19 protein-coding genes are annotated in these 19,504 nt (G+C 67.8%); 8 read left to right on the forward strand and 11 right to left on the reverse strand.

The genetic code is table 11. The features are described 5' to 3' along the window. The first annotated feature begins 4 nt into the window (after positions 1-4). Positions 5-4,120 (forward strand): PAS domain S-box protein, encoded by a 4,116-nt coding sequence (locus MFF55_RS12070; protein ID WP_238244333.1) that lies wholly within the window; start codon positions 5-7, stop codon positions 4,118-4,120. A 36-nt stretch (positions 4,121-4,156) separates the two neighbouring features. Here the strand turns inward: MFF55_RS12070 and MFF55_RS12075 are convergent, their stop codons facing one another. Together MFF55_RS12075 and MFF55_RS12080 are read right to left on the reverse strand one after the other, a co-directional pair. Then, positions 4,157-5,056: a histone deacetylase family protein gene (locus MFF55_RS12075; RefSeq protein WP_238244334.1), complete on the reverse strand. Its 900-nt coding sequence runs from the start codon at positions 5,054-5,056 to the stop codon at positions 4,157-4,159. Next, positions 5,053-6,006, reverse strand: coding sequence for an NAD(P)/FAD-dependent oxidoreductase (locus MFF55_RS12080; protein ID WP_238244335.1), 954 nt, complete (start codon positions 6,004-6,006; stop codon positions 5,053-5,055). Before MFF55_RS12080 ends, MFF55_RS12075 begins: the two co-directional genes overlap by 4 nt. A 203-nt stretch (positions 6,007-6,209) precedes the next feature. Here MFF55_RS12080 and MFF55_RS12085 point away from each other — a divergent pair, with 203 nt between their 5' ends. Then, positions 6,210-7,370: a ceramide glucosyltransferase gene (locus MFF55_RS12085; RefSeq protein WP_238244336.1), complete on the forward strand. Its 1,161-nt coding sequence runs from the start codon at positions 6,210-6,212 to the stop codon at positions 7,368-7,370. Positions 7,371-7,451: 81 nt separating this feature from the next. Continuing rightward, positions 7,452-8,819 carry an ethanolamine permease gene (gene eat / locus MFF55_RS12090; protein WP_238244337.1) on the forward strand — a complete coding sequence of 456 codons (1,368 nt, stop codon included), beginning with the start codon at positions 7,452-7,454 and terminating at the stop codon, positions 8,817-8,819. Between the two features lie 23 nt (positions 8,820-8,842). On the opposite strand, the gene MFF55_RS12095 is transcribed toward eat, so the two are convergent. The 4 genes from MFF55_RS12095 to MFF55_RS12110 all read right to left on the reverse strand — a co-directional run bounded on the left by MFF55_RS12095 (position 8,843) and on the right by MFF55_RS12110 (position 12,063). After that, positions 8,843-9,988: an endonuclease/exonuclease/phosphatase family protein gene (locus MFF55_RS12095; protein WP_238244338.1), complete on the reverse strand. Its 1,146-nt coding sequence runs from the start codon at positions 9,986-9,988 to the stop codon at positions 8,843-8,845. A 155-nt stretch (positions 9,989-10,143) separates the two neighbouring features. Further along, positions 10,144-11,343, reverse strand: a complete 1,200-nt coding sequence (locus MFF55_RS12100; protein ID WP_238244339.1) for an RNA polymerase sigma factor — start codon at positions 11,341-11,343, stop codon at positions 10,144-10,146. Continuing rightward, positions 11,340-11,756, reverse strand: a complete 417-nt coding sequence (locus tag MFF55_RS12105) for a YciI family protein (protein ID WP_238244340.1) — start codon at positions 11,754-11,756, stop codon at positions 11,340-11,342. Before MFF55_RS12105 ends, MFF55_RS12100 begins: the two co-directional genes overlap by 4 nt. A gap of 124 nt (positions 11,757-11,880) precedes the next feature. After that, positions 11,881-12,063 (reverse strand): DUF2735 domain-containing protein, encoded by a 183-nt coding sequence (locus MFF55_RS12110; protein WP_238244341.1) that lies wholly within the window; start codon positions 12,061-12,063, stop codon positions 11,881-11,883. A 653-nt stretch (positions 12,064-12,716) separates the two neighbouring features. Between MFF55_RS12110 and MFF55_RS12115 the strand changes: the two genes are divergently transcribed. Further along, entirely contained in the window at positions 12,717-13,253 is a 537-nt protein-coding gene (locus MFF55_RS12115) for a phosphoglycerate mutase family protein (RefSeq protein WP_238244342.1), read from the forward strand. A gap of 45 nt (positions 13,254-13,298) precedes the next feature. Here MFF55_RS12115 and MFF55_RS12120 read toward each other — a convergent pair whose 3' ends face one another. Next, positions 13,299-13,691 (reverse strand): hypothetical protein, encoded by a 393-nt coding sequence (locus MFF55_RS12120; RefSeq protein WP_238244343.1) that lies wholly within the window; start codon positions 13,689-13,691, stop codon positions 13,299-13,301. A gap of 212 nt (positions 13,692-13,903) precedes the next feature. Beyond that, positions 13,904-15,190 carry a cation:proton antiporter gene (locus MFF55_RS12125; RefSeq protein ID WP_238244344.1) on the reverse strand — a complete coding sequence of 429 codons (1,287 nt, stop codon included), beginning with the start codon at positions 15,188-15,190 and terminating at the stop codon, positions 13,904-13,906. A gap of 118 nt (positions 15,191-15,308) precedes the next feature. On the opposite strand from MFF55_RS12125, the gene MFF55_RS12130 reads away from it, so the two are divergent. After that, positions 15,309-15,551: a hypothetical protein gene (locus tag MFF55_RS12130; protein ID WP_238244345.1), complete on the forward strand. Its 243-nt coding sequence runs from the start codon at positions 15,309-15,311 to the stop codon at positions 15,549-15,551. Between the two features lie 10 nt (positions 15,552-15,561). Continuing rightward, positions 15,562-15,819, forward strand: a complete 258-nt coding sequence (locus tag MFF55_RS12135; protein WP_238244346.1) for a DUF6894 family protein — start codon at positions 15,562-15,564, stop codon at positions 15,817-15,819. A 104-nt stretch (positions 15,820-15,923) separates the two neighbouring features. Here the strand turns inward: MFF55_RS12135 and MFF55_RS12140 are convergent, their stop codons facing one another. From MFF55_RS12140 to MFF55_RS12150, 3 genes are read right to left on the reverse strand one after another with little or no spacing between them, the layout of a single operon-like run. Next, on the reverse strand, positions 15,924-16,187 hold the full coding sequence (locus tag MFF55_RS12140; RefSeq protein WP_238244347.1) for a hypothetical protein: 264 nt from the start codon (positions 16,185-16,187) through the stop codon (positions 15,924-15,926). 32 nt (positions 16,188-16,219) lie between these two features. Further along, positions 16,220-16,555, reverse strand: a complete 336-nt coding sequence (locus MFF55_RS12145) for an SH3 domain-containing protein (protein ID WP_238244348.1) — start codon at positions 16,553-16,555, stop codon at positions 16,220-16,222. A gap of 57 nt (positions 16,556-16,612) precedes the next feature. Beyond that, on the reverse strand, positions 16,613-16,843 hold the full coding sequence (locus tag MFF55_RS12150; RefSeq protein WP_238244349.1) for a hypothetical protein: 231 nt from the start codon (positions 16,841-16,843) through the stop codon (positions 16,613-16,615). Between the two features lie 1,146 nt (positions 16,844-17,989). Here MFF55_RS12150 and MFF55_RS12155 point away from each other — a divergent pair. Together MFF55_RS12155 and MFF55_RS12160 are read left to right on the forward strand one after the other, a co-directional pair. Continuing rightward, positions 17,990-18,625: a helix-turn-helix domain-containing protein gene (locus MFF55_RS12155; RefSeq protein ID WP_238244350.1), complete on the forward strand. Its 636-nt coding sequence runs from the start codon at positions 17,990-17,992 to the stop codon at positions 18,623-18,625. A gap of 548 nt (positions 18,626-19,173) precedes the next feature. After that, on the forward strand, positions 19,174-19,504 hold a 331-nt coding region (locus MFF55_RS12160; RefSeq protein ID WP_238244351.1), incomplete at its 3' end, for a porin.

Below are 19,504 nucleotides of genomic sequence, written 5' to 3' on the forward strand. Positions count from 1 at the left end.
TCTGATGCTTGTCGAAAACGGTGAGGGGGCGGAGGGCGGAAGGGCGCCACGGGGACGGGGACGTCGGCTGCAGGCCTGCGTCGTCGGTGCCGGGCTGATCCTCGTCGCGCTGCTCTGGGCCGGCCTGCTCTACCACCTCCACCTGCGGTCGGAGACGATCCGGCAGCAATCCCATCACGACGTCCGCAACCTCTCCGTCGCCATGGAGCAGCAGGTCGAGCGCCTGCTCGTGAACGTCGACCAGGTGATGCGCTTCATCCAGGACGATTTCAGGCGGGACAACGAGATGTTCGATCCCGCCGCCTGGATCCGTCGCGCCGCATCCATCGGAGCCGTGGCGAATCAGGTCTCGATGTACGATGCCGAGGGCGAGCTCATCGCCTCGAAGACGCCGCTCGCTCCGGGCATGCCGCGCTTCAACATCCGCGACCGCGACTATTTCCGCGCGCTCTCGGCCGAACCGGAGATCGGCCTCTACGTCGACCGGACGCTGAAAGGGCGGATCACGGGGCGCTACGTGCTGCAGCTCGCCCGACGCCTGAGCCACTGGGATGGAACCTTCGCCGGCGTCGTCGTCATCTCCCTCGATCCGCTCTTCCTGTCGCAACAATTCGAGGCGCTCGACGTCGGCACCTTTGGAAGCGTGGCGCTCTTCGGGGTGGACGGCTTCGTCCGCGCCCGCCACCCCGTGAACGAGGGCATGTACGACATCAACGCCGCGACGCTGTCGGGCGGCAAGAAGCCCTTCATGGGCGTGTTCGCGCATCTCAAGCGGAGCCTGACCGGGTCCTACGAGGCGCGCTCCGCCTTCGACGGGCATACGCGGATCTTCGGCTACAGGACGCTGGCCGCCCACCCCCTGGTGGTGACGGTGGGCAAATCCCTCGACGAGGTGATGGCGCCCTTCGCGATGGAACGGAACCGCGCGCTCGCCGTCGGCGCCGGCACGACGGCCATCGTCGGGGCGCTCATCATCCTGCTGCTGCGGGAACTGGAACGGGGCCGTCGGCGGGAGACGCAGCTCGGCGCGATGCACCGGGTGCTCGCGCGGAACGAGGCGACATTGCGGGAGACCAACCAACTGCATGCGGCAGCCGAGCGCGTCGCCGAGGTCGGGCATTTCTACATCCTAGGCGACGGCCCCGAGGTCCGGTGGTCGGACGAACTCTACCGGATCTACGGCGTCCAGCCGGGGACCTTCAGGCCCTCCTTCGCGACGTTCGGCCCGATGTTCCATCCCGAGGACCGGGATCGGGTCCATCGATGGTGGCGGGGCGTCGTGGAGAGGCGCGAAGGCACCGATTGCGAGCATCGCATCATCACCGCGGCGGGCGAGATGCGGACGATTCTGGTCCGCCCCGTCGTCGAGCGGGATGCGCGGGGCGATCTCGTCGCCGTGCTCGGCGCCGTCCTGGACGTGACGGAGCGCCGGAGGGCGGAGGAAACCCTGTCGCGGACGACGGCGCTCCTGACCCGGACCCTCGACGCGATGGATCAGGGCCTGATCATGGTCGATGGGGGCGGCACGGTGCAGGTGGCCAACCGCCGCGCGATCGAGCTCCTCGAACTTCCCCCCGGCCTGATGGCGGAGCGCCCGAGCTACGGCGCGGTGCGCGCGCATGCCCGCCAGGCGAGCCGCTGGGGCAAGCTCGTCGACGACGATTCCCGCTGGACCCTGGACGAGGACCGGCGCTCGCAGGACGTGCGCTACGAGCGGCGCAACGCCGACGGACAGGTTCTCGAGATCCGGATCAACCCGACGCCCGACGGGGGCGTCGTCCGGACCTACACCGACATCACGGAGCGGCGGGGCGCCGAGGACCGGTACCGCCTGCTCGCGGAGAACACGAGCGACCTGATCGCCCTGAAGCCCACCCTGATGGGGCGGCGCGCCTACGTCTCTCCGGCCTCGCGCAACGTGGTCGGATGGGAGCCCGAGGAACTCGCCGCGCTCCCGACCGACCAGTACGTCCATCCCGACGACTTTCCCCGCGTCACCGCCGAGTACCGCGGCCTGACCGCCGCGAGCCCGCAGGTCACGAGCGAGCACCGCGTCCGGCACAAGCAGGGGCACTACGTCTGGGTCGAAGCGGTCTTCCAGCTCACGAAGCCGGGCGCGCCCGACGAGGCGGTCGTCGTCACGGCGCGCGACATCACGGCCCGGCGCGCCGCGCACGACGCGCTCCGCGAGAGCGAGGCGCTTCACCGCCTGCTCTCGGAGAAGACGAGCGACATCATCGCGCGGATCGATCCGGACGGCCTCCTGCGCTACCTGTCGCCGGCCGTCGAGGCGGTGGTGGGGTACGCCTCCGAGGCGATGCTCGGGCGCTCGCCCCTCGACTTCATCCACGCCGAGGATCGTTCGTCCGTGCAGGCCGCGTTCCGCGCGCTGGTCGCGGCCGGGCCGGGTGGACGGGCCAAGTTCGAGTACCGGATGATGCACAGGGACGGGCATCCCGTCTGGCTCGAAGTCAACCCCACGGTCCTGTTCTGCGAGCGGACCGGCGCAGTGCTCGGCTTCATCGACGTCGCGCGCGACATCACCGCCCGCAAGGCGGTGGAGGCCGAGCTGCGCGCCGCGCGCGACCACACCGAGCGGGCTCGCATCCAGGCGGAACAGGCGAGCCAGGCGAAAACGGATTTCCTCGCCTCCATGAGCCACGAGATCCGCACGCCGCTCAACAGCGTCATCGGCTACACCGAGCTCCTGCTCGACGACCGCGATCTCGGCGCCGAGCAGCGGGAGCGGGCCGAGCGCATCCAATGCGCGGGCTCGGCCCTGCTCACGGTGGTCAACGACATCCTCGACTTCTCGAAGATCGAGGCCGGCGAGGTCGAGCTCGACCAGACGAGCTTCAGGCTCGACAGCCTCGTCGAGAACGCCGCCGCGATCGTTCGCGGCCTCGCGGAGCAGAAGGCGATCGCGCTGCGGATCGACCTCGACCCCGCCCTCCCCGCGATGGTGCTCGGCGACGAGAACCGCCTTCGGCAGATCCTGCTCAACCTGCTCAACAACGCGGTGAAGTTCACCCGGCGCGGCAGCGTCACCCTGCGCGTCGCGCCGACGCCGCGGGGCGGGAAGTCGAGCCTTCGCTTCGCCGTCACCGACACGGGCATCGGGATCCCCGAGGACAAGCAGGCGCAGCTCTTCCGGCGCTTCAGCCAGATCGACGGCTCGATCCGACGGGAGTTCGGCGGGACCGGCCTCGGGCTGGCCATCTCCAAGAGCCTCGTCGAGCTGATGGGCGGCACGATCGGCGTGGAAAGCACGCTCGGCCAGGGCTCGACCTTCTGGTTCGCCCTGCGGCTTCCCGAATCCGCGGCCCGCCCCGAGGAGGCGGCTGCCACGGCGCCGCCCGGGGAGATCCGCCCGGCGACGATCCTCCTCGTCGAGGACCTCGTGATCAATCAGGAGCTCGCCCGCGCCGTCCTCGAACGGGCCGGCCACAAGGTCGACATCGCCAATGACGGCCTGGAGGCGATCGTGGCCGTCCAGTCGAAACCCTACGACGTCGTCCTGATGGACATCCAGATGCCCGGCATGGACGGCGTCGCCGCGACCCGTCACATCCGCGCCCTGGCGGCGCCCCTGTGCGACATCCCGATCATCGCGATGACCGCCAACGTGCTGCCGGCCCAGATCGCGGAGTTCCGCGGCGCCGGCATGGACGACCATGTCGGCAAGCCGTTCCGCCGTGACGCGCTCTACGCCGCCATCGAGCGGTGGATGCGCGATCCCCTCGCTCACAAGCCGTCGCAGGAGCCCGTCGCACCGATGCACCATGCCACCCATGCGATCGACCGGACGGTCTACGACGAGCTGGCCGAGCTGATGGGTCAGCGGCGGATGGGCGATCTTCTCGACGGCCTGGCCAAGCAGATCGAGGCCGGGTTGGGCGAGGCGCATCTCGCGAAGATCGATCGCGACCGCCTCGCCGGCGAGGCGCACAGGCTCGTCTCCTCCGCGGGCCTCCTCGGCTTTGGTGAGCTGTCCGACCTCTGCCGGGAGCTCGAAGAGGCCTGCAAGCAGGGCAGCGATCTGGAGCGAACCCTGGCTTCCGTCCGCCTGGCTCGGCACCGCGCCCTCATCGAAATCGAGGCGCTGCGCGTCGCCGCGTAGCATGGGACCGAGCAGGCGCCGGGCCGAGCTCGCGCCTCAGGCGAGGCCCGCCATCGCCTCGAAGACCAGGGCGTGACGCCCGGCGAGCGCATCGATGTCGTTGCCGTAGCCGCCGCCGATCACCGCGACCAGCGGGATCGATCGGCCGCGAGCGGAGGCCACGACGAAGCGGTCCCGGGCCGCAAGGCCGGCATCGGTCAGCGCGAGGCGCCCGAGCCGGTCGTCGCGATGGGGATCGACGCCGGCATTGTAGAAGACGAGTTCGGGCCGGATTGCGTCGAGGAGCGGCGGCAGGCGGGCTTCGAGCACGGCGAGGTAGCCGGCATCCTCGAGACCGTCGGGCAGACCGATATCGAGGTCGCCGGGGATCTTGCGCGTGGGATAGTTGTTCTCGCCGTGGAGCGAGAGCGTGAACAGGTCGGGGGCGTCGCGGAGGCAATCGGCGGTGCCGTCGCCCTGGTGGACGTCGAGATCGACGATCAGCGCGCGCCGGATCGCGCCCTCGCCCTGGAGGGCGCGCGCGGCGACCGCGACGTCGTTGAAGATGCAAAAGCCGGCCCCGCTGTCCCGCCTCGCGTGGTGGCTGCCGCCGGCGGCGCTTCCCGCGAGCCCCTCCGCCAGGGCGAGGCGCGCGGCGGCGAGCGTTCCCCCCGCCGAGGCGCGGGCGCGGGCCGCGACGCCGGCATCGATCGGCAGGCCGATCTCCCGCTCGACCGCCCTCGGCACCGTCAGATCGAAGACGGAAGTGACGTAGCCCGGATCGTGCGCCTGCGCGATCAGGGCTGCATCCGCGGGCTCCGGACGAACGAAGCCGTTGGGAGCGAGACCCCGGGCGCGCAGCACCTCGGCCAGGCGGCCATACTTGCGCATGGGGAAGCGGTGTCCCTCCGGGAGGGCCACCTCGTAGGCCGGGTGAAACACGATCGGGGGCGTCATCCCGCCTCGTGGCCGGCGAGGAGCCGGGCCGCCACGGCCGCGCCGCTGTCGAACGCCGCCTCGACGCGTCCGCCGAGGCACCAATCCCCGCAGGCGCCGAGGCGCTGGCCGGGATCGTAGAGGCAATCCTGGCCGAGCGGCGTCTCGACCATGGCGTAGCGCCAGCGATGCACGCTCGCATGGATCGGCGTCACCGGCGCGCCGAGCAGGCGTCCGAGTTCGTGGACCAGGGCGGTCGCGACGCTGTCCCGGTCGTCCTCGAGGTGGGTTCGCGACCAGTCCGGCGCGGCGTGGACGACGAGGCGGACCGGCCCCGGCAGCCGGCCCGGCTTGGAATCGTCGCGCGCGACGTAGGCGATCGGCTCGGCTTCGAATGCCAGGTCGGGCCCTTCGAACGGAGCCGGCCCTTGGAGGGCGAGCATCAGCGACCAGCAGGGTGCATAGACCGGGATGCCGAGCCCCGGCAACGAGCGGCCGCTCGACTCCAGCAGGCGGCGGATCTGCGGCGCGGGAAAGCTGACGACGAGGGCGTCGAAGCGGCCCGGAAGCGGTGCCTCGGTCGTCGCGAGGCTCCAGCCGTCGGCGTCCCGGGTCAGGCCCGTCACGGTCAGTCCGGACCGAACCGTGAGGCCGGCGAGGAGGTCGCGCACCGGTGCCGTCATTCCCGGCGTACCGACGAAGCGGCCGGACTCGCTCCAGGGCGCAACGATGCCCCGGGCCTCCCAGTCGGCGAGGCATGCGGCGAAGGCGGGTCCGCGCGCCCGCATGAACTGCGCGCCGTGATCGAAGGCGAGTGCGGGGTCCGAACTTCGCCGGGTCGCCAGGCGCCCGCCGACGCCCCTCCCCTTGTCGAGGACCGTGACGGCGAGGCCGGCCTCGGCGAGCCGGCGGGCGGCGACCGCGCCGGAAAGGCCCGCCCCCAGGACGGCGACGCTCGTCAGCTTGCCCAAGCCTTGGCCTCCACGCGCCGGCAGCCCTCGCCGGTCAACAGCTTGTCATACGACTGAAACACCGCGCCTGTTAGGGGCGTTGGATTGCGCGACGTCGGATGCCACGGGCAACCTTGGGTCTCGACGACGCCCGGGCTCGAAGACATCGCGGACCGCCGCAGCGGAACGGGCGCGGTGCGTCCCGGCGAAGGGAGAGAGGGCGAATGACGGGCGAGGTCGAGAGCGGCACCATCCTCGCCCTGTCGTTGTGCGCCGTCCTGACGCTGATCAACCTGACGAGCCTCGCCATCGCGGGTCGAAGGCTCGGGCGCAAGCGCGGCACCTCGACCTTCCCGACCGGCGCCCCCGTCTCCCTGGTCCGCCCAGTCTGCGGCCTCGAAGCCTTCAGCGAGGAGATGCTGACCCACGGCTTCCGCCTGGACTACCCGACCTACGAGCTCATCTTCTGCGTGGCCGACGGCGCCGACCCGATCGTGCCCCTCCTCGACCGCCTGATGAGGGCGCACCCGCATGTGCCGGCGCGCCTCATCGTCGGCGACGAGCGGGTGAGCGACAATCCGAAGCTCAACAATTGCGTGCGGGGCTGGGAGGCGGCGCGCCACGACTGGGTCGTGCTCGCCGATTCCAACGTGCTGATGCCACCGGACTACCTGCAGCAGCTCCAGGCCGCCTGGCGGGCGGAGACCGGCCTCGTCTGCTCGACGCCGGTGGGCGCGCGGCCCTACGGCTTCTTCGCCGAGCTCGAATGCGCCTTCCTCAACACCCTGCAGGCGCGCTGGCAATATACCGGCGAGAGCCTGGGCCTCGGCTTCGCGCAGGGCAAAAGCATGCTCTGGCACAAGCCCTTCCTCGAGGCGCATGGCGGCATCCGGGCGCTGGCCGCCGAGATCGCCGAGGATGCCGCGGCGACCAAGCTCGTCCGCCAGGCCGGGCGCCGCGTCCACCTCGTCGCCTCGCCCTTCGACCAGCCGCTGGGGCGCCGCACCTTCGCGGAGATCTGGTCGCGCCAGGTGCGCTGGGCGCGCCTGCGCCGCGTCACCTTCCCACTGTTCTTCGCTCCCGAGATCGGCACCGGCGCGGTGTTGCCCTTCCTGATCGCCTTCGCGGCGGTGCCGACCCTCACGGTCGGCCTCTGCCTGCTGGCGCTCGCCTTCCTCTGGTACGGCGCCGAATATGCGCTGGCGATCCGCGCCGGCTGGTTCCGCTCGCCGCGCCTCGTCCTCGCCTTCCTGGTGCGCGACGTCGTGTTCCCGGCGATGTGGGCGAGCGCCTGGATGCAGAGCGCCATCGTCTGGCGCGGCAACACCATGGAGATCCGGCCGAAGGAGACGGGCCGCCTCCGCCCCCGCGCCACGGCAGCCTGAACGCCGCGCTTGCGCCGCGCTCGGCGCGGCAGCACTCTTGCTTGGCCTTATCGCCGAACACGGCCGAGCGAGGACCCGAGCATGCAGAGTCAGACCCCTGCCCTCGACAAGAGCCTGAACGCCTTCCACCTCTGGGGCATCGCCGTCGGCCTCGTCATCTCGGGCGAGTACTTCGGGTGGAGCTACGGCTGGGCCAGCGCCGGCACGCTGGGCTTCCTGATCACGACCATCTTCATCGCGGCGATGTACGTCGCCTTCATCTTCAGCTTCACGGAGCTGACGACCGCGATCCCGCAGGCGGGCGGGCCCTTCGCCTACAGCCTGCGCGCCTTCGGGCCGACGGGCGGCGCCATCGCCGGCTTCGCCACGCTCATCGAGTTCGTCTTCGCCCCGCCGGCCATCGCGCTCGCCATCGGCGCTTACCTCAATGTCCAGTTTCCGAGCCTCGACCCGAAGCTGGCAGCACTCGGCGCCTACATCCTCTTCGTCACCCTCAACATCGTCGGGGTGCGGATCGCCGCGACCTTCGAGCTCTTCGTCACGGTCCTGGCCGTCGGCGAACTCCTCGTCTTCATGGGCGTCGTGGCGCCGGCCTTCAGCCTCGCCAACTTTACGGCAGGGGGCTGGGCCGGCAGCGACACCTTCGGGTCGGCTGCCATCGGCGGGATCTTCGCGGCCATCCCCTTCGCGATCTGGTTCTTCCTGGCGATCGAGGGCGTCGCAATGGCGGCGGAGGAGGCGAAGGAGCCGAAGCGCACCATTCCCATCGCCTACATCACGGGGGTCCTGACCCTGACGGTGCTCGCCTTCGGCGTGATGATCTTCGCGGGCGGGGCCGGCGACTGGAAGGCGCTCAGCAACCTCAACGACCCCCTCCCCCAGGCGATGAAAGGCGTGGTCGGCGAGTCGAGCGGCTGGCTGCACATGTTGGTCTGGCTCGGGCTGTTCGGCCTTGTCGCCTCGTTCCACGGCATCATCATGGGCTATGCCCGCCAGATCTTCGCCCTGTCGCGGGCCGGCTTCCTGCCGCGGGTGCTCGCGCGCGTGCATCCGCGCTTCCGGACGCCGCACATCGCGACGCTGGCCGGGGGCGCGATCGGGATCGGCGCGATCTACAGCGACAATCTCATCACCATCGCCGGGCAGTCGCTCACCGCCAGCATCGTGACCATGGCGGTGTTCGGGGCGCTCGTCATGTACGCGATGAGCATGGCGAGCCTGTTCAAGCTGCGCCACTCGGAGCCGAACCTGGCGCGGCCCTACCGGGCGCCGCTCTATCCCGCCGCGCCGGCCTTCGCGCTCGCGATGGCGGCGATCTGCTTCGTCGCACTGGTGATCTTCAATCCGATCATTTTCGCGATCTTCGCCACCATCATGACCGTCGCCGTCCTCGCCTCCCGCCTCAGGGCCGGGGGCGCAGCGGGCGCGAGCTTCGATCCGGCGATCTGACCTCGGCGTGAGCGCAGGCGAGGTCAGATGTCCAGGTCGGCCCAGATCGCGGCGTGGTCGGAGGCGGCCTCGTGGGCCTCGGTGATCTCGGGAAAGATCGGCCAGAGCGTGCCGTTCCTGCCGCCCCAGACGCCGCGGCGGTCGATGCCCCCGGCCGTCACCTTCGCGAAGAGCGCGGGCGAGAGCAGGATGTAATCGATCTTGTTGCTCTTGGTACTGTTACCGTAGGTGCCGGGGCGGCCGCCGTCGTCGAAGCTCGGATGGGCGCTGATGTCCTTGAGGTCGGACCCGTCGGCGAGGAGCGGTGCCAGCGGCTTGCTGTCGGGCGTGTCGTTGAGGTCGCCGGCGATCGCGACGTGCTCGATGCCGTCGGCCCGCAGCCCGTCATAGATCCCGCGGATCCGCCGGGCCTGCATCTCGCGCCGAGCCGCCGATTGCGCGGCGCCGCCATAACCCTTGCTCTTGAGGTGGTTGGCGAGGATCACGAGCCGCTCGCCCGAGGCCAGCCGGAGGTGGAACTCCGGGCAGTCGCGGCTGAAGATCGTCTGCTTGCCCTCCCGGTCGTCGACGTGGCTGCGGACGTGATCGATGGCGGCACCGGCCCGCGTCATCAGGCCGACATCGATCCCGCGCTCGTCGTTGCCGTCGATCAGCATGACGTGGTCGTAGGGCCGGCCGCCTACCGCCTCGATGACCTGCTCGTTGAACCGGCACAGCGAGATGCGGTGCTCCGCCTCGACCACCACGACGACGTCGGCATCGAGAGCCGCGAGCACCCGGGCCGTGTTGCGGGTCGCGACCTCGTCGACGGGCTCCCGCTTCAGTTCGAGCCAGCCGATCCAATCGTCCCGGCCGTTGGCGACGACCTCGATCCCGCCGCTACGCGGACGCTTGAGGAGCGCACCCCTGTTCTTGCGCAGGACGACGAGCTTGCTCTCGTCGTTCCGCTCCAGCCCGAGCGCCTTGAGGTGCTCCACGATCGCGGCCTTGTCGGCAGCGTCGTAGGTCGTCTTGCGCAGGAGGGCATTCAGCTTGGAATAGCCTTCCAGGGCAGCCCGTCCGGCCGACCATCGCGAGGGATCAGAGCCCGGCTCGTCGACCCACTCGTCCCGGTTCAGGGCCCGGGCCCGCTCGAACAGGTTCTCAACGTTGAAGGCGACGACTCGCATGCTGGCCTCGCTTTGACCGGCTGCGGTTGAGCCTAGCACGATGGATGGTATTCGCCAGCGTAAAGCGCATCCATCGACCCGATTTCGACTTCTCTGGCGGCTGCACGGTCCCTTCTCGGCAGTATTGCGAAATATTGAGCCGGCTTTCCCGCCGCTCAGCGTTGCCTGGCAAGGTAGGCCCTGACGGCCGGGTCGTCCGAGAGGCCGATGGCGCGGTCGAGGGCCGGCGCCGCTTCCGCCCGCCGACCTGCGGCTCTCAAGAGATGTGCCCGCACCGCCCAGAAGGATTGGTAACTCGCCACCCTGTCCGAATCGAGTGCGTCGAGAAGGGCGAGCCCGATCTCCGGCCCGCTCGCCTCGCCGTGGATGGCGGCGCGGCTGACCAGGACGCCGATCGTCGGCGCATGCTCGGCGAGAAGATCGTAAAGGGTGCAGAGCGCGCGCAGATCCGTGGTGCCGGTCACGGCGCGCTGCGCATGCACCGACTGGATGGCGGCTTCGGTCTGGAAACGGCCGAAGGTTGCCCGGCGCGCAGCCACGATCAGATGTCCTTCGGCCTCGGCGATGAGCTCCGGTGACCAGAGTCGGGTATCCTGCTCGGCGAGGCGCACGTAGGCGCCATCCGGGCCTCGTCGGGCCTGCGCCCGCGCCTCGCAATGGAGCATCAGCGCGAGCAGACCCCGCGCCTCCGGCGCATCGGGCTGAAGCGCCACGAGCAGGCGCCCGAGGAAGATCGCCTCACCGGTCAGGCCGGTGCCGAGCCCCTCGTCCCAGCCCGTGCCGTAAGCCGCATAGATCGCCGAGAGGACCGAGGCGAGGCGCGCCGGCAGCGCGTCGGCGTCCGGCTCCTCGAACCGAATGCCGGCATCGCGGATCTTCGCCTTGGCTCGCACCAGGCGCTGGGCCATCGTCGCGGGCGCGGTCACGAAGGCCGCCGCGATCCTGCCGGCATCGAGGCCGAGCACCGTCTGGAGCATGAGGGGCGTGCGCGCAGCCCCATCGATCGCCGGATGCGCGCAGACGAAGAGCAGCTTCAGCCGCTCGTCGGGGAAGACGGGAGAGGCCTCGCCGTGGGTCTCCGCCTCGAGCAGGCTCAGCGTCGCCGCGGCGGCATCACGGACGGCGCGGTGGCGGAGCGTGTGACCGAACGCGCGCCGGGCCGCGATCAACAACCAGGCCTCTGGCCGCTCGGGGACGCCCCGAACGGACCAGGTCTCCAGGGCGGCGCGGAACGCCTCCGCGAGGGCGTCCTCGGCCGCGGCGATGTCGCGGGTCCGCGCGGAGAGCAGGGCGACGAGCCGGCCGTAGGAGGCGCGCGCCACGCCCTCGGCGGCCTGGCGCGCGTCGGCCATCACGGGGCCGGTGGCGGGAGAACCGGTCGCACCTCGACGGAGGCGTAAGCGGCGCTCGGCGCGCGGGCCGCCCATTCGAGGGCCGCGTCGAGATCGGGCGCCTCAACGATGACGTAGCCGCCGAGCTGCTCCTTGGCATCCGCGTAGGGACCATCCTGGACCTCGCGGCGCCCATCGCGCACGCGGATCGTCGTAGCCGCATGGGGACCTTGGAGGCCGTTGCCGCTGACCATCACGCCCGCCTGGGCAATGGCGCCGATATAGGCCGTCCAGGCACCCCAATAGGGGCCCGCCTTCTCGGGGTCCTCACGCTCGGCGAATTGCGCGTCGGTCTCCTTGTAGATCAGCATGTACTGCATCGGCTCGATTCCCACCTTCCAGTATGGACCGGGCCGGGCGGCCGATGAGAACGGCACGATGCGTTTCCTCTCGGCGAGCTGACCCGTCAGCGCAGACCATCCGCGCTTGCAGGAGATGAGCCGGGAGACGGAGGGAAATCGACAGACGCGGCGAGATTTTCTTCGCCTGCCCCCAATTCCGCTAGTTCTTGCGGGGCCGATCGGCCTCCTGGATGGCGGCCTCGTGGTACCAGCCGCTGCCGAAATCGCTCGCGACGACCTTCGGCGCCTGCGGATCGGAGGCGGGCCTGACGGCGTCGCGGCGGGCGCGCGCCTTGGCGAAATCGTAGATTCTTGCCGTCTCCTGCTGCGAACCCATGGCCATCGGGCGTCCCTTTCACGCGAGGCCGCACATTCGCGTGCGGCGTCTCTCGCGCATATAGCAGCCCACCTCGCCGATTTCCAGAATACGCACAGTCTAAATCGACCGGTGCCAGCATTATGTGCGTGATGAATTCGATTGCATTTGGACGCAGTGTCGACCGGGTGCTTTCGCGCTTCCGGGATGAAAATCGCGGTTTTCGTGCCGGTCCGACGCCGATCCGGTCAAGACAGCCACCAGTTTTCCGTTTTTTTGGCTCCGAAACGCGCCTCTATGCGCCTGGAAGCCTGTTTTTCGTTTGACGCACCCTATGCGTCGCATGCCCCGTCGATCCAAGAAATACTACAATTTTATTTCTGTCGTTTCGGACGTAGACATACATGCGCCGCGTTGCCCGGCGTTTTGACTGGGCCAAAGGCTTGCGGAGGCGCCCCTGCACGCCCTCGCGGGAAAGGCGAGAGGGGGAGAGTTGGTTCCGGCGGACCGCATCAGGCTGACGGAGGGTCGTCCGCGCGGTCCCTTGGCCCTGGTCACCAACGTCGATCCGCTCCCGGGCGGCTTTGCGGTCGATGGGACAGGTATCCGGCTCTGTGGTAGCGTCGCGGGCGATCCGAGTCGTTCTGCCTCGGCCTCGGTCCGTAGGGTGGAGGTCGGACTTGAAGCCTTCTGTCTCACCGATCCTTGGGACCCGCACCGTCCGAGGCGCGTTCCTCGCTGCACTGCTGCTGGGAACCGGCCTCGCGCCCGCCTTCGCGCAGCAGGCGGTCATCCTCGTGCGTCACGCGGAACAGGCCCTCGTCGGCGGGATGATGGACGGCGACCCGCCGCTCACGGAGGACGGGACGCGGCGCGCCCAATCCCTGGTCGGCCTGCTCAAGGATGCGGGCGTCAGCGCGATCTATGCGAGCCAGTACCTGCGCTCGCGGGAGACGGCGGCGCCCCTGGCGCAGGCGCTCAACCTCGAGGTCCGGACCGCGCCGAAGGATGACCTGACGGCGCTGTCGGAACGTCTCCGCACGGAGCACGGCAGCGACACCGTCCTCATCGTTGCGCATTCCGACACGATTCCCGCCTTGCTCAAGCTCTGGGGTCACCCGACGGCGGCGCCGGTGGGGAAGACGGAGTTCAACGGGCTCTGGTTCGTCGTTCCCCGTCAGGGGCAAGCGCCAATCGTCTCGCGCCTGCGGCTGTGATCCCTGATTGAGGGAGCGCTCGGTTATCCCGAAGCCCGGTAGGCCTCAGGCCTTCCCCTCGATCTCCGTGATCTTGATGACGGGCCGGGCGACCCGCTTCAGCTCGCCGAAGACCTCGACCTTGATGTCCTCCCGGCGGCCGAGGGCGGAGGCGCCGATCGAGAGGGGCGCGAGCCACATCTGCCCCTGCTTCGATTGCGCCACCCCGGCGAGCGCGCAGGCGACGAACTCGCCCCCGATGGAAACCTCCAAGCGGCCGGGATTTGCCGAGGGGTCGAGCTCGATCGGAAAATTGCCCTCGAACCAGACCTGGATGAACCAGCGCCCGACGCGCGGCGGCGGCCGCTCCTCGGCGAGCGCGGCAAGCGGCGACGCGGCTGCGCCTCCGATCAGCGCCAGCAGGGATCTCCTGCCCAGGGCGGGTCGACGGGCGGGCATTCAACATCTCCCCTTCGTGGATGTTGGTGCGATGCGGATCTCGACGAACACCCGGCCTTTCGGGGCATCGCTGAACCGTGGCCTGCGACGATTGCCTGTCCCAGGACAGGAAGAACCTCGGGGAACATGGTTAAGGCTCCGTTAACGCATCCTGCGAAACGCCGTCGACAGGACTGAGCGGCTAACGCACCGGCCGAGCGTCGCCTGCGCGGCTACGCGCTCTTGGCGGAGGGCAGCTTCAGGTCGAGCTGCGCGCTCTCCGTATCGCGCCCGCTGCGGCGGTCGATGAAGCGCAGCACCGGCGTGATCGTGGTCCCGTGCAGGACGATCGAGACGAGGATGGTCAGCGCGGCCGTGCTCCAGAGAATGTCGGCCTGCGTGAACGGGGCGTGGTTGAGGGCGTAGGCCAGGTAATAGACCGTACCGAGGCCGCGGATGCCGAAGAAGCTGATCACGACCCGCTCGTCCGTGGGGCGCCCCGAACCCAGGAGGCTGATCCAGCCGCTCAAGGGCCGCACGACGAAGAGGGCGAGCAGCGCGAAGGCGACGCTCGGCCATGTCAGCGCCTTGAGCAATCCGCCGCCGAGGAGAGCGGCCCCGAACCCGACCAGCAGGACCATCATCAGGAGCCGCTCGAGCTCCTCGGCGTATTCGTGGAGCTTCTGGTGGTACTCGTGGCCGCGCTTCGTCCCGCGCAGCGACAGCGCCGCCACGAAGACGCCGATGAAGCCGTAGCCATGAGCCACCTCCACCGCGGCGTAGGTCAGGCAGGTCACGCCGAGGGCGACGAAGCCGTCACCGGTCCGCGACAGCCGGGCCGGGTTCGGCAGGTGGAACATGAGCCAGCCCAGCCCTCGGCCGATGAGCACGCCGAGGGCAACGCCGACGGCGATCTTCCAGACGACGTTCAGGGCGAACCACTGCCCCAGCTCCCAGGCGCCGAACGCGCTGGCCGAGGCGAGCGCGATGGCGAGATGGACGAAGGGGAAGGCCAGGCCGTCGTTCAATCCCGCCTCGGAGGTCAGCGCGAAGCGCATCTCGTCCTCCTCGCCCTCCGAGGGCGGGCCGACCTGGACGTCGGAGGCGAGAACGGGATCGGTGGGCGCGAGCGCCGAGGCGAGGAGCAGCGCCGCGGCCAATCCGAGACCCAGCAGGGTCGAGGCCAGGCCAACCAGGGCCAGGATCGTGAGCGGCATGGCAAGGCCGAGCATGCGCCAGGTCACGATCCATCGCCGCCAGCCGATCTGACGATCGAGCTTCAGCCCCGCCCCCATGAGGGAGACGATGACGACGAGTTCCGTCAGGCGCTCGACGACCGGCAGGTGCAAGTGGGGATGGGGCGTCAGGCCCGAGGCGACGGTGACGGTGGAGAGCGCCGCACCGATCCCGACGCAGAAGATCGGCAGGGACAGGGGCAGTTGCCGCAGCACCATCGGCAGCCAGGCCGTGAGAAGGACGAGCGCTCCGAACCCGGCCAGGGCGATGATGTAGGCTTCCATTGAACCGCGAACCCGAGCCGGCAACGGGAGTTCCCCGTTTCCGGTTCGGGCATCGTTCGAGGTTGAACATGCCGCGCCGATGCGGGTTGATCATCCGCTCTCATCCCCGGAACGATCCATGATCCGCCCTCTCACCGCAGCCCTCCTCCTGCTCGCCGTCGCGTCGCCCCTCGGCACAACGATCCCGGCCGCGGCGCAGAGCCCGTCCAAGTCCTACCTGTTCCAGGAGCAGCAGCTCGGCCGGGCGTGCCCCCCGCCCCTGAAATTCGCGGCGGGCGCCTGCGTTCGTCGCTGTCCGGCAGGCTACGAGGATAACGGCCGCACCTGCCGGTTCAGGAGCATGAGAGGCGGCGGACGATAGGGGACGCCGCATGCCTCGCTACTTCTTCCACACCCATATCGGCGAGGACGTCATCGCCGATCTCAACGGGGCGGAGCTCGCCGATGCGGATCGTGCCTGGGAGGCTGCCGGGGCCACCATCCGGGCCAGCCTCAGCGACCCGAAGAACCAGACGAGACTGATGACCGCCAGCCTCGTCGTGACGGACGAAGCCGGCGAGGTGGTCTTCGAATTTCCGTTCGCGGAGGCCGTCATGCCGCCCGGCCCGAGGGACCCCACCGTCCATTAGGCCCTCATCCGCGGAAGCATCCGGCCTATCGCGAGGGTGCGGCCTTGGAGGACGCGCTTGCCAGCCCATGCAGATGGGCTCCCCGCATGATCAGGGTGCCGTCGTCATCGGGGTTCCCGCTCGGCCACTTCCGCCCTGAGATTCCGGATGAGCCGGTCGAGCAACGGGGGGGCTTCCTGTCCGAATTCGCTCAGCAGGAGAGAGGCCTTCAGCAGCGCCTCGATGTCGGCCTCGTCAACCGGGTCGCCCATGATCCGCGCATCGAGCACGCGGTCGGCAAGAAGGTTCGTCAGGCGGACGATTTCGGACAGCCGCGCGTCCGTGGGCGCACCCGACCCCTCACCCGTCCCGCCGCTCACGTCGAACAACCCTCGCCTTCAGGTGGTGCCGTCAACGGGTGCTACTCCGCCGGCGTTCCGGCCGCGTTGCCCTCGTCGAGATTGCGCCCGCGCCGCACGGGCGGGGCCTCCGGATACACGAACCGGCTCGACACCCAACCCTCGACCTTCCGGTAGCGGACAAACACCCAGTTGCCGTTCCGCTCGCCGCTCGGAACGATCCCCCGCCCGTCCGGAGGAATGACGCCGACGATGCGGGAATCCGTCGTCGGCAATTCCCGGACGTTCAGCACGTCGTTGGGCGCGGTGTCGATGACCCGCAGGGTGACCTGTGCCTCTGAACCGGTCGCGACCGTGAGAGAGACCGCTATCGCAGCGGCCCGCACAAAGGGGTTCATTCCAACCTTCCCCAGAACGGCATCCTCACGCCTCATATGCCATTTCCGCCGGCAGCGTCAGGCCGTATCCGGCGCCTCCCCGCGAGTCCCGACCAGCTCCAGCGTTCGCAGGATCGCGAAGGCGGCGGTCTCAGCATCCGCCTCGCCCTCCGGGGTCGCCGGATAGGTCGCCACCGGCTCGACCTCGTTTCCGGAGAGCGCGCCGACCACGACCCGGATCGCAGGACCTTCCGGTGCGGCTTCGTCCCGAATCATCGCCACCGCATAGCCTGCGGCGTCACCGAACACGCGAAGCGGGGCGTACTCCCCAGGTGATGGCGCTTCGGAAGGCTTCCTGCCTCCGAAGGTTGGTCGAATCACATTGCTCATGACGGCATCATAGCCGGTTGGCCGAGGCTATGATCCGGATCGGCCGCGCCGAGGCGGCAGCCATCGCCGCCATCACCTCTGACTGAACGGGAGCTCACGGCGATGCAGGGCGGCGTAGCGCAAAGACGGCCGCGCATTCCTTCGTAAGATCGAGCAGAGGAGTCTCGGCGGCGGTGCCATGCACCGGATCAACTTGGATCGTAAGGGATGAAAGTCCGTCCGTCTTCCCCCAACTTCGCGGGGCAGCAGGACCTTCAAGAGGAAAACCGCAAAGGAAATCGGGAGCGATTTCAGCGATTGGTGCCCAGGAAAGGATTGTGTTCGCAAAGAAATTTATTCAGCAAAATCGACGCTTTGTGCCAGAAACTGATTGCCTCTGTGTACCACGTTGCGTGCCGGCTGGAAAGTGGCTGATCGCTACCTTAGCGGCGCGCCGTTGAAGCTGCCTCCATAGCTTACAACTGTGGCAGCTGAGCCAATCATGGCGGCTGGCTGATCTCGCACCTCTTCGATTCCGCCTATCATGGTCCGCTTGAACCGCCCGTCGTCATGATCGAGATGGCTGCACGCGCCATGACTCGGGTCGTCCTCGATTAAGGCCTCATGCGGACTGAAGCGTCAGAGATGATGCAGGGCCGCCTCTCGCATATTCTGACCGACGAGGTCGCTCGTTCCAGGGCCAAATTGCTCCCGGACATCCGTCCTGTGACGTGATTGGGCTTCCGACCATCGATGGCGCGATGGCCAGCAAAGCGGGGTGACCTACCGCCCTAAAAATCCGGCGGCGGTGCCCGTATCCGCAGCGAGGATCTAAGCCAGGTTGCTAAGCATGGCTAGGACGAAGGGCCGGCGCCGCTTCACCTGTCACCATGAAGCTGGACACGCTCCTGTTCAACGGTACTTCTTACACACTACGGATCGCTTTACCGTCGTGACGGTCGAGGAGCTTCGGGCCGGTGCGTGAGATTCATATTCCCAGAGCTCTAGTACCGATAGGCTAGGTCCATTTCCAAGAATGCCGCGAGTGTTGCGGCCTGAGTATGCGACCGCATAGGACGTAAGTTAATGCTGACCAAGGATGAACTTCTGGAATACTTAACGATCTTTGGTGCCAACTTGCGCCATCACAGGAATAAGCTGCAGCTCAGTTACGAAGGAATTACAAAGCAAACAGGCATTTCCAAATCAATTTTGTCTAGAATAGAAAACGGCCAAACTGCGCCATCATTTGAAACATTCGTGCGATTGTATAAGTTTATGTCCGTTACTACTGACTTTTTTCTCCCTGATAGGGCAAATAAATTTACCAACGCAGTAGTTGACACGGGAGAGTTGGGAAATGGATTTAAGTTTCAGCGAATGAACTTCACGGGACGTGCAGCAGTTGCAGCGGAAGTAGAGGAAGTGGAAGCAGGGTCTACCGTAAGCCTGCAACTGAGGCGAGCTTTTGAAGAGAATATACTCGTAATTAAGGGTAGCTGCAAAATAGTTTATCAGAATGGCCTTGAAGAAGACTATTCTGCCGGTGAGATTTTTACCTTGCCTGGCAATCGGCAAGCGTACGACATAAGCTCAGACAAAGGAGCTAAAATCATCAGGGTTTGCGTTCCATTCTCCCAAGACAGATCTTCGAAGAACTACCTCACAGTACTTGGTGGCACGAAAAAACGGAAGAATGGTTGGGAACGCAAGAGCGATTGAGCGTGAGTAGGAGGATCATTCCGCGACCATATACGAATAGGCAAGTCGCTCGCCAGAAGTGTCGCCCGGTCCTGAGGACCATTAGAAAAATCAACAGGGCTCGAAAAAGCCACTGGTCTGCCACCTTCCCGAAGTGACGACGCTCATCGCGTCCGCCCACCCAATCTCGAACGGCATAAGACCAAACGGCGGCTGGCCTGCTGACCTCGATGAGAAATGGCAACTCATCGACTTGGCATACCAGAGTCTCCTCAAGCGCTTGTCCAGCCTCACCAAAACGCGAAATCCCTCAAGAGCCGAAGGCTGTTAGTCGCCTCAACTCCGTTGCAGGGCGGCAACATTGGCCGACAACCTCGGCCGGAGTCACGAATCCGTGTTGCTCCGCACCGGGGGCATCAGTCAGAGTGTGACGGCACTGGGGCATCACCAGCGTGGACAACAAACCCGGCGAGGCTCGTCGGACAATAACACCCGTAACGCCGTCTCGAAGACACAGTCCGTTGTCGGCCGTCGCGGTTCCTTTGGTCTCGAAAACTCTGGAGATAACAATGAGGCTCTTAAAGAGCTCGCTCCTTGGGTCTGTCGCGGGGGTTGTCGCGGTAGCCGGAGCGCAAGCAGCTGATCTGCCGGTCAAGAAGGCCGTGCCGGTCGAATACGTCCGCGTCTGCTCCGCCTACGGAGCCGGCTTCTTCTACATCCCGGGCACCGACACCTGCCTTCGCGTTTCGGGCCGTGCCCGCTTCGAGGTCGGTTACGCGCCGACTGACAGCCGGACCGGTACCGGCAACGGCGATCTCGTTGGCTACCGCGGCCTCGCCCGCATCAACCTCGATGCCCGCACCCAGACCGGCTACGGCACGCTGCGCGCCTTCACGCGTC

The organism is Methylobacterium iners (genome assembly GCF_022179305.1).
GTDB lineage: Bacteria > Pseudomonadota > Alphaproteobacteria > Rhizobiales > Beijerinckiaceae > Methylobacterium > Methylobacterium iners.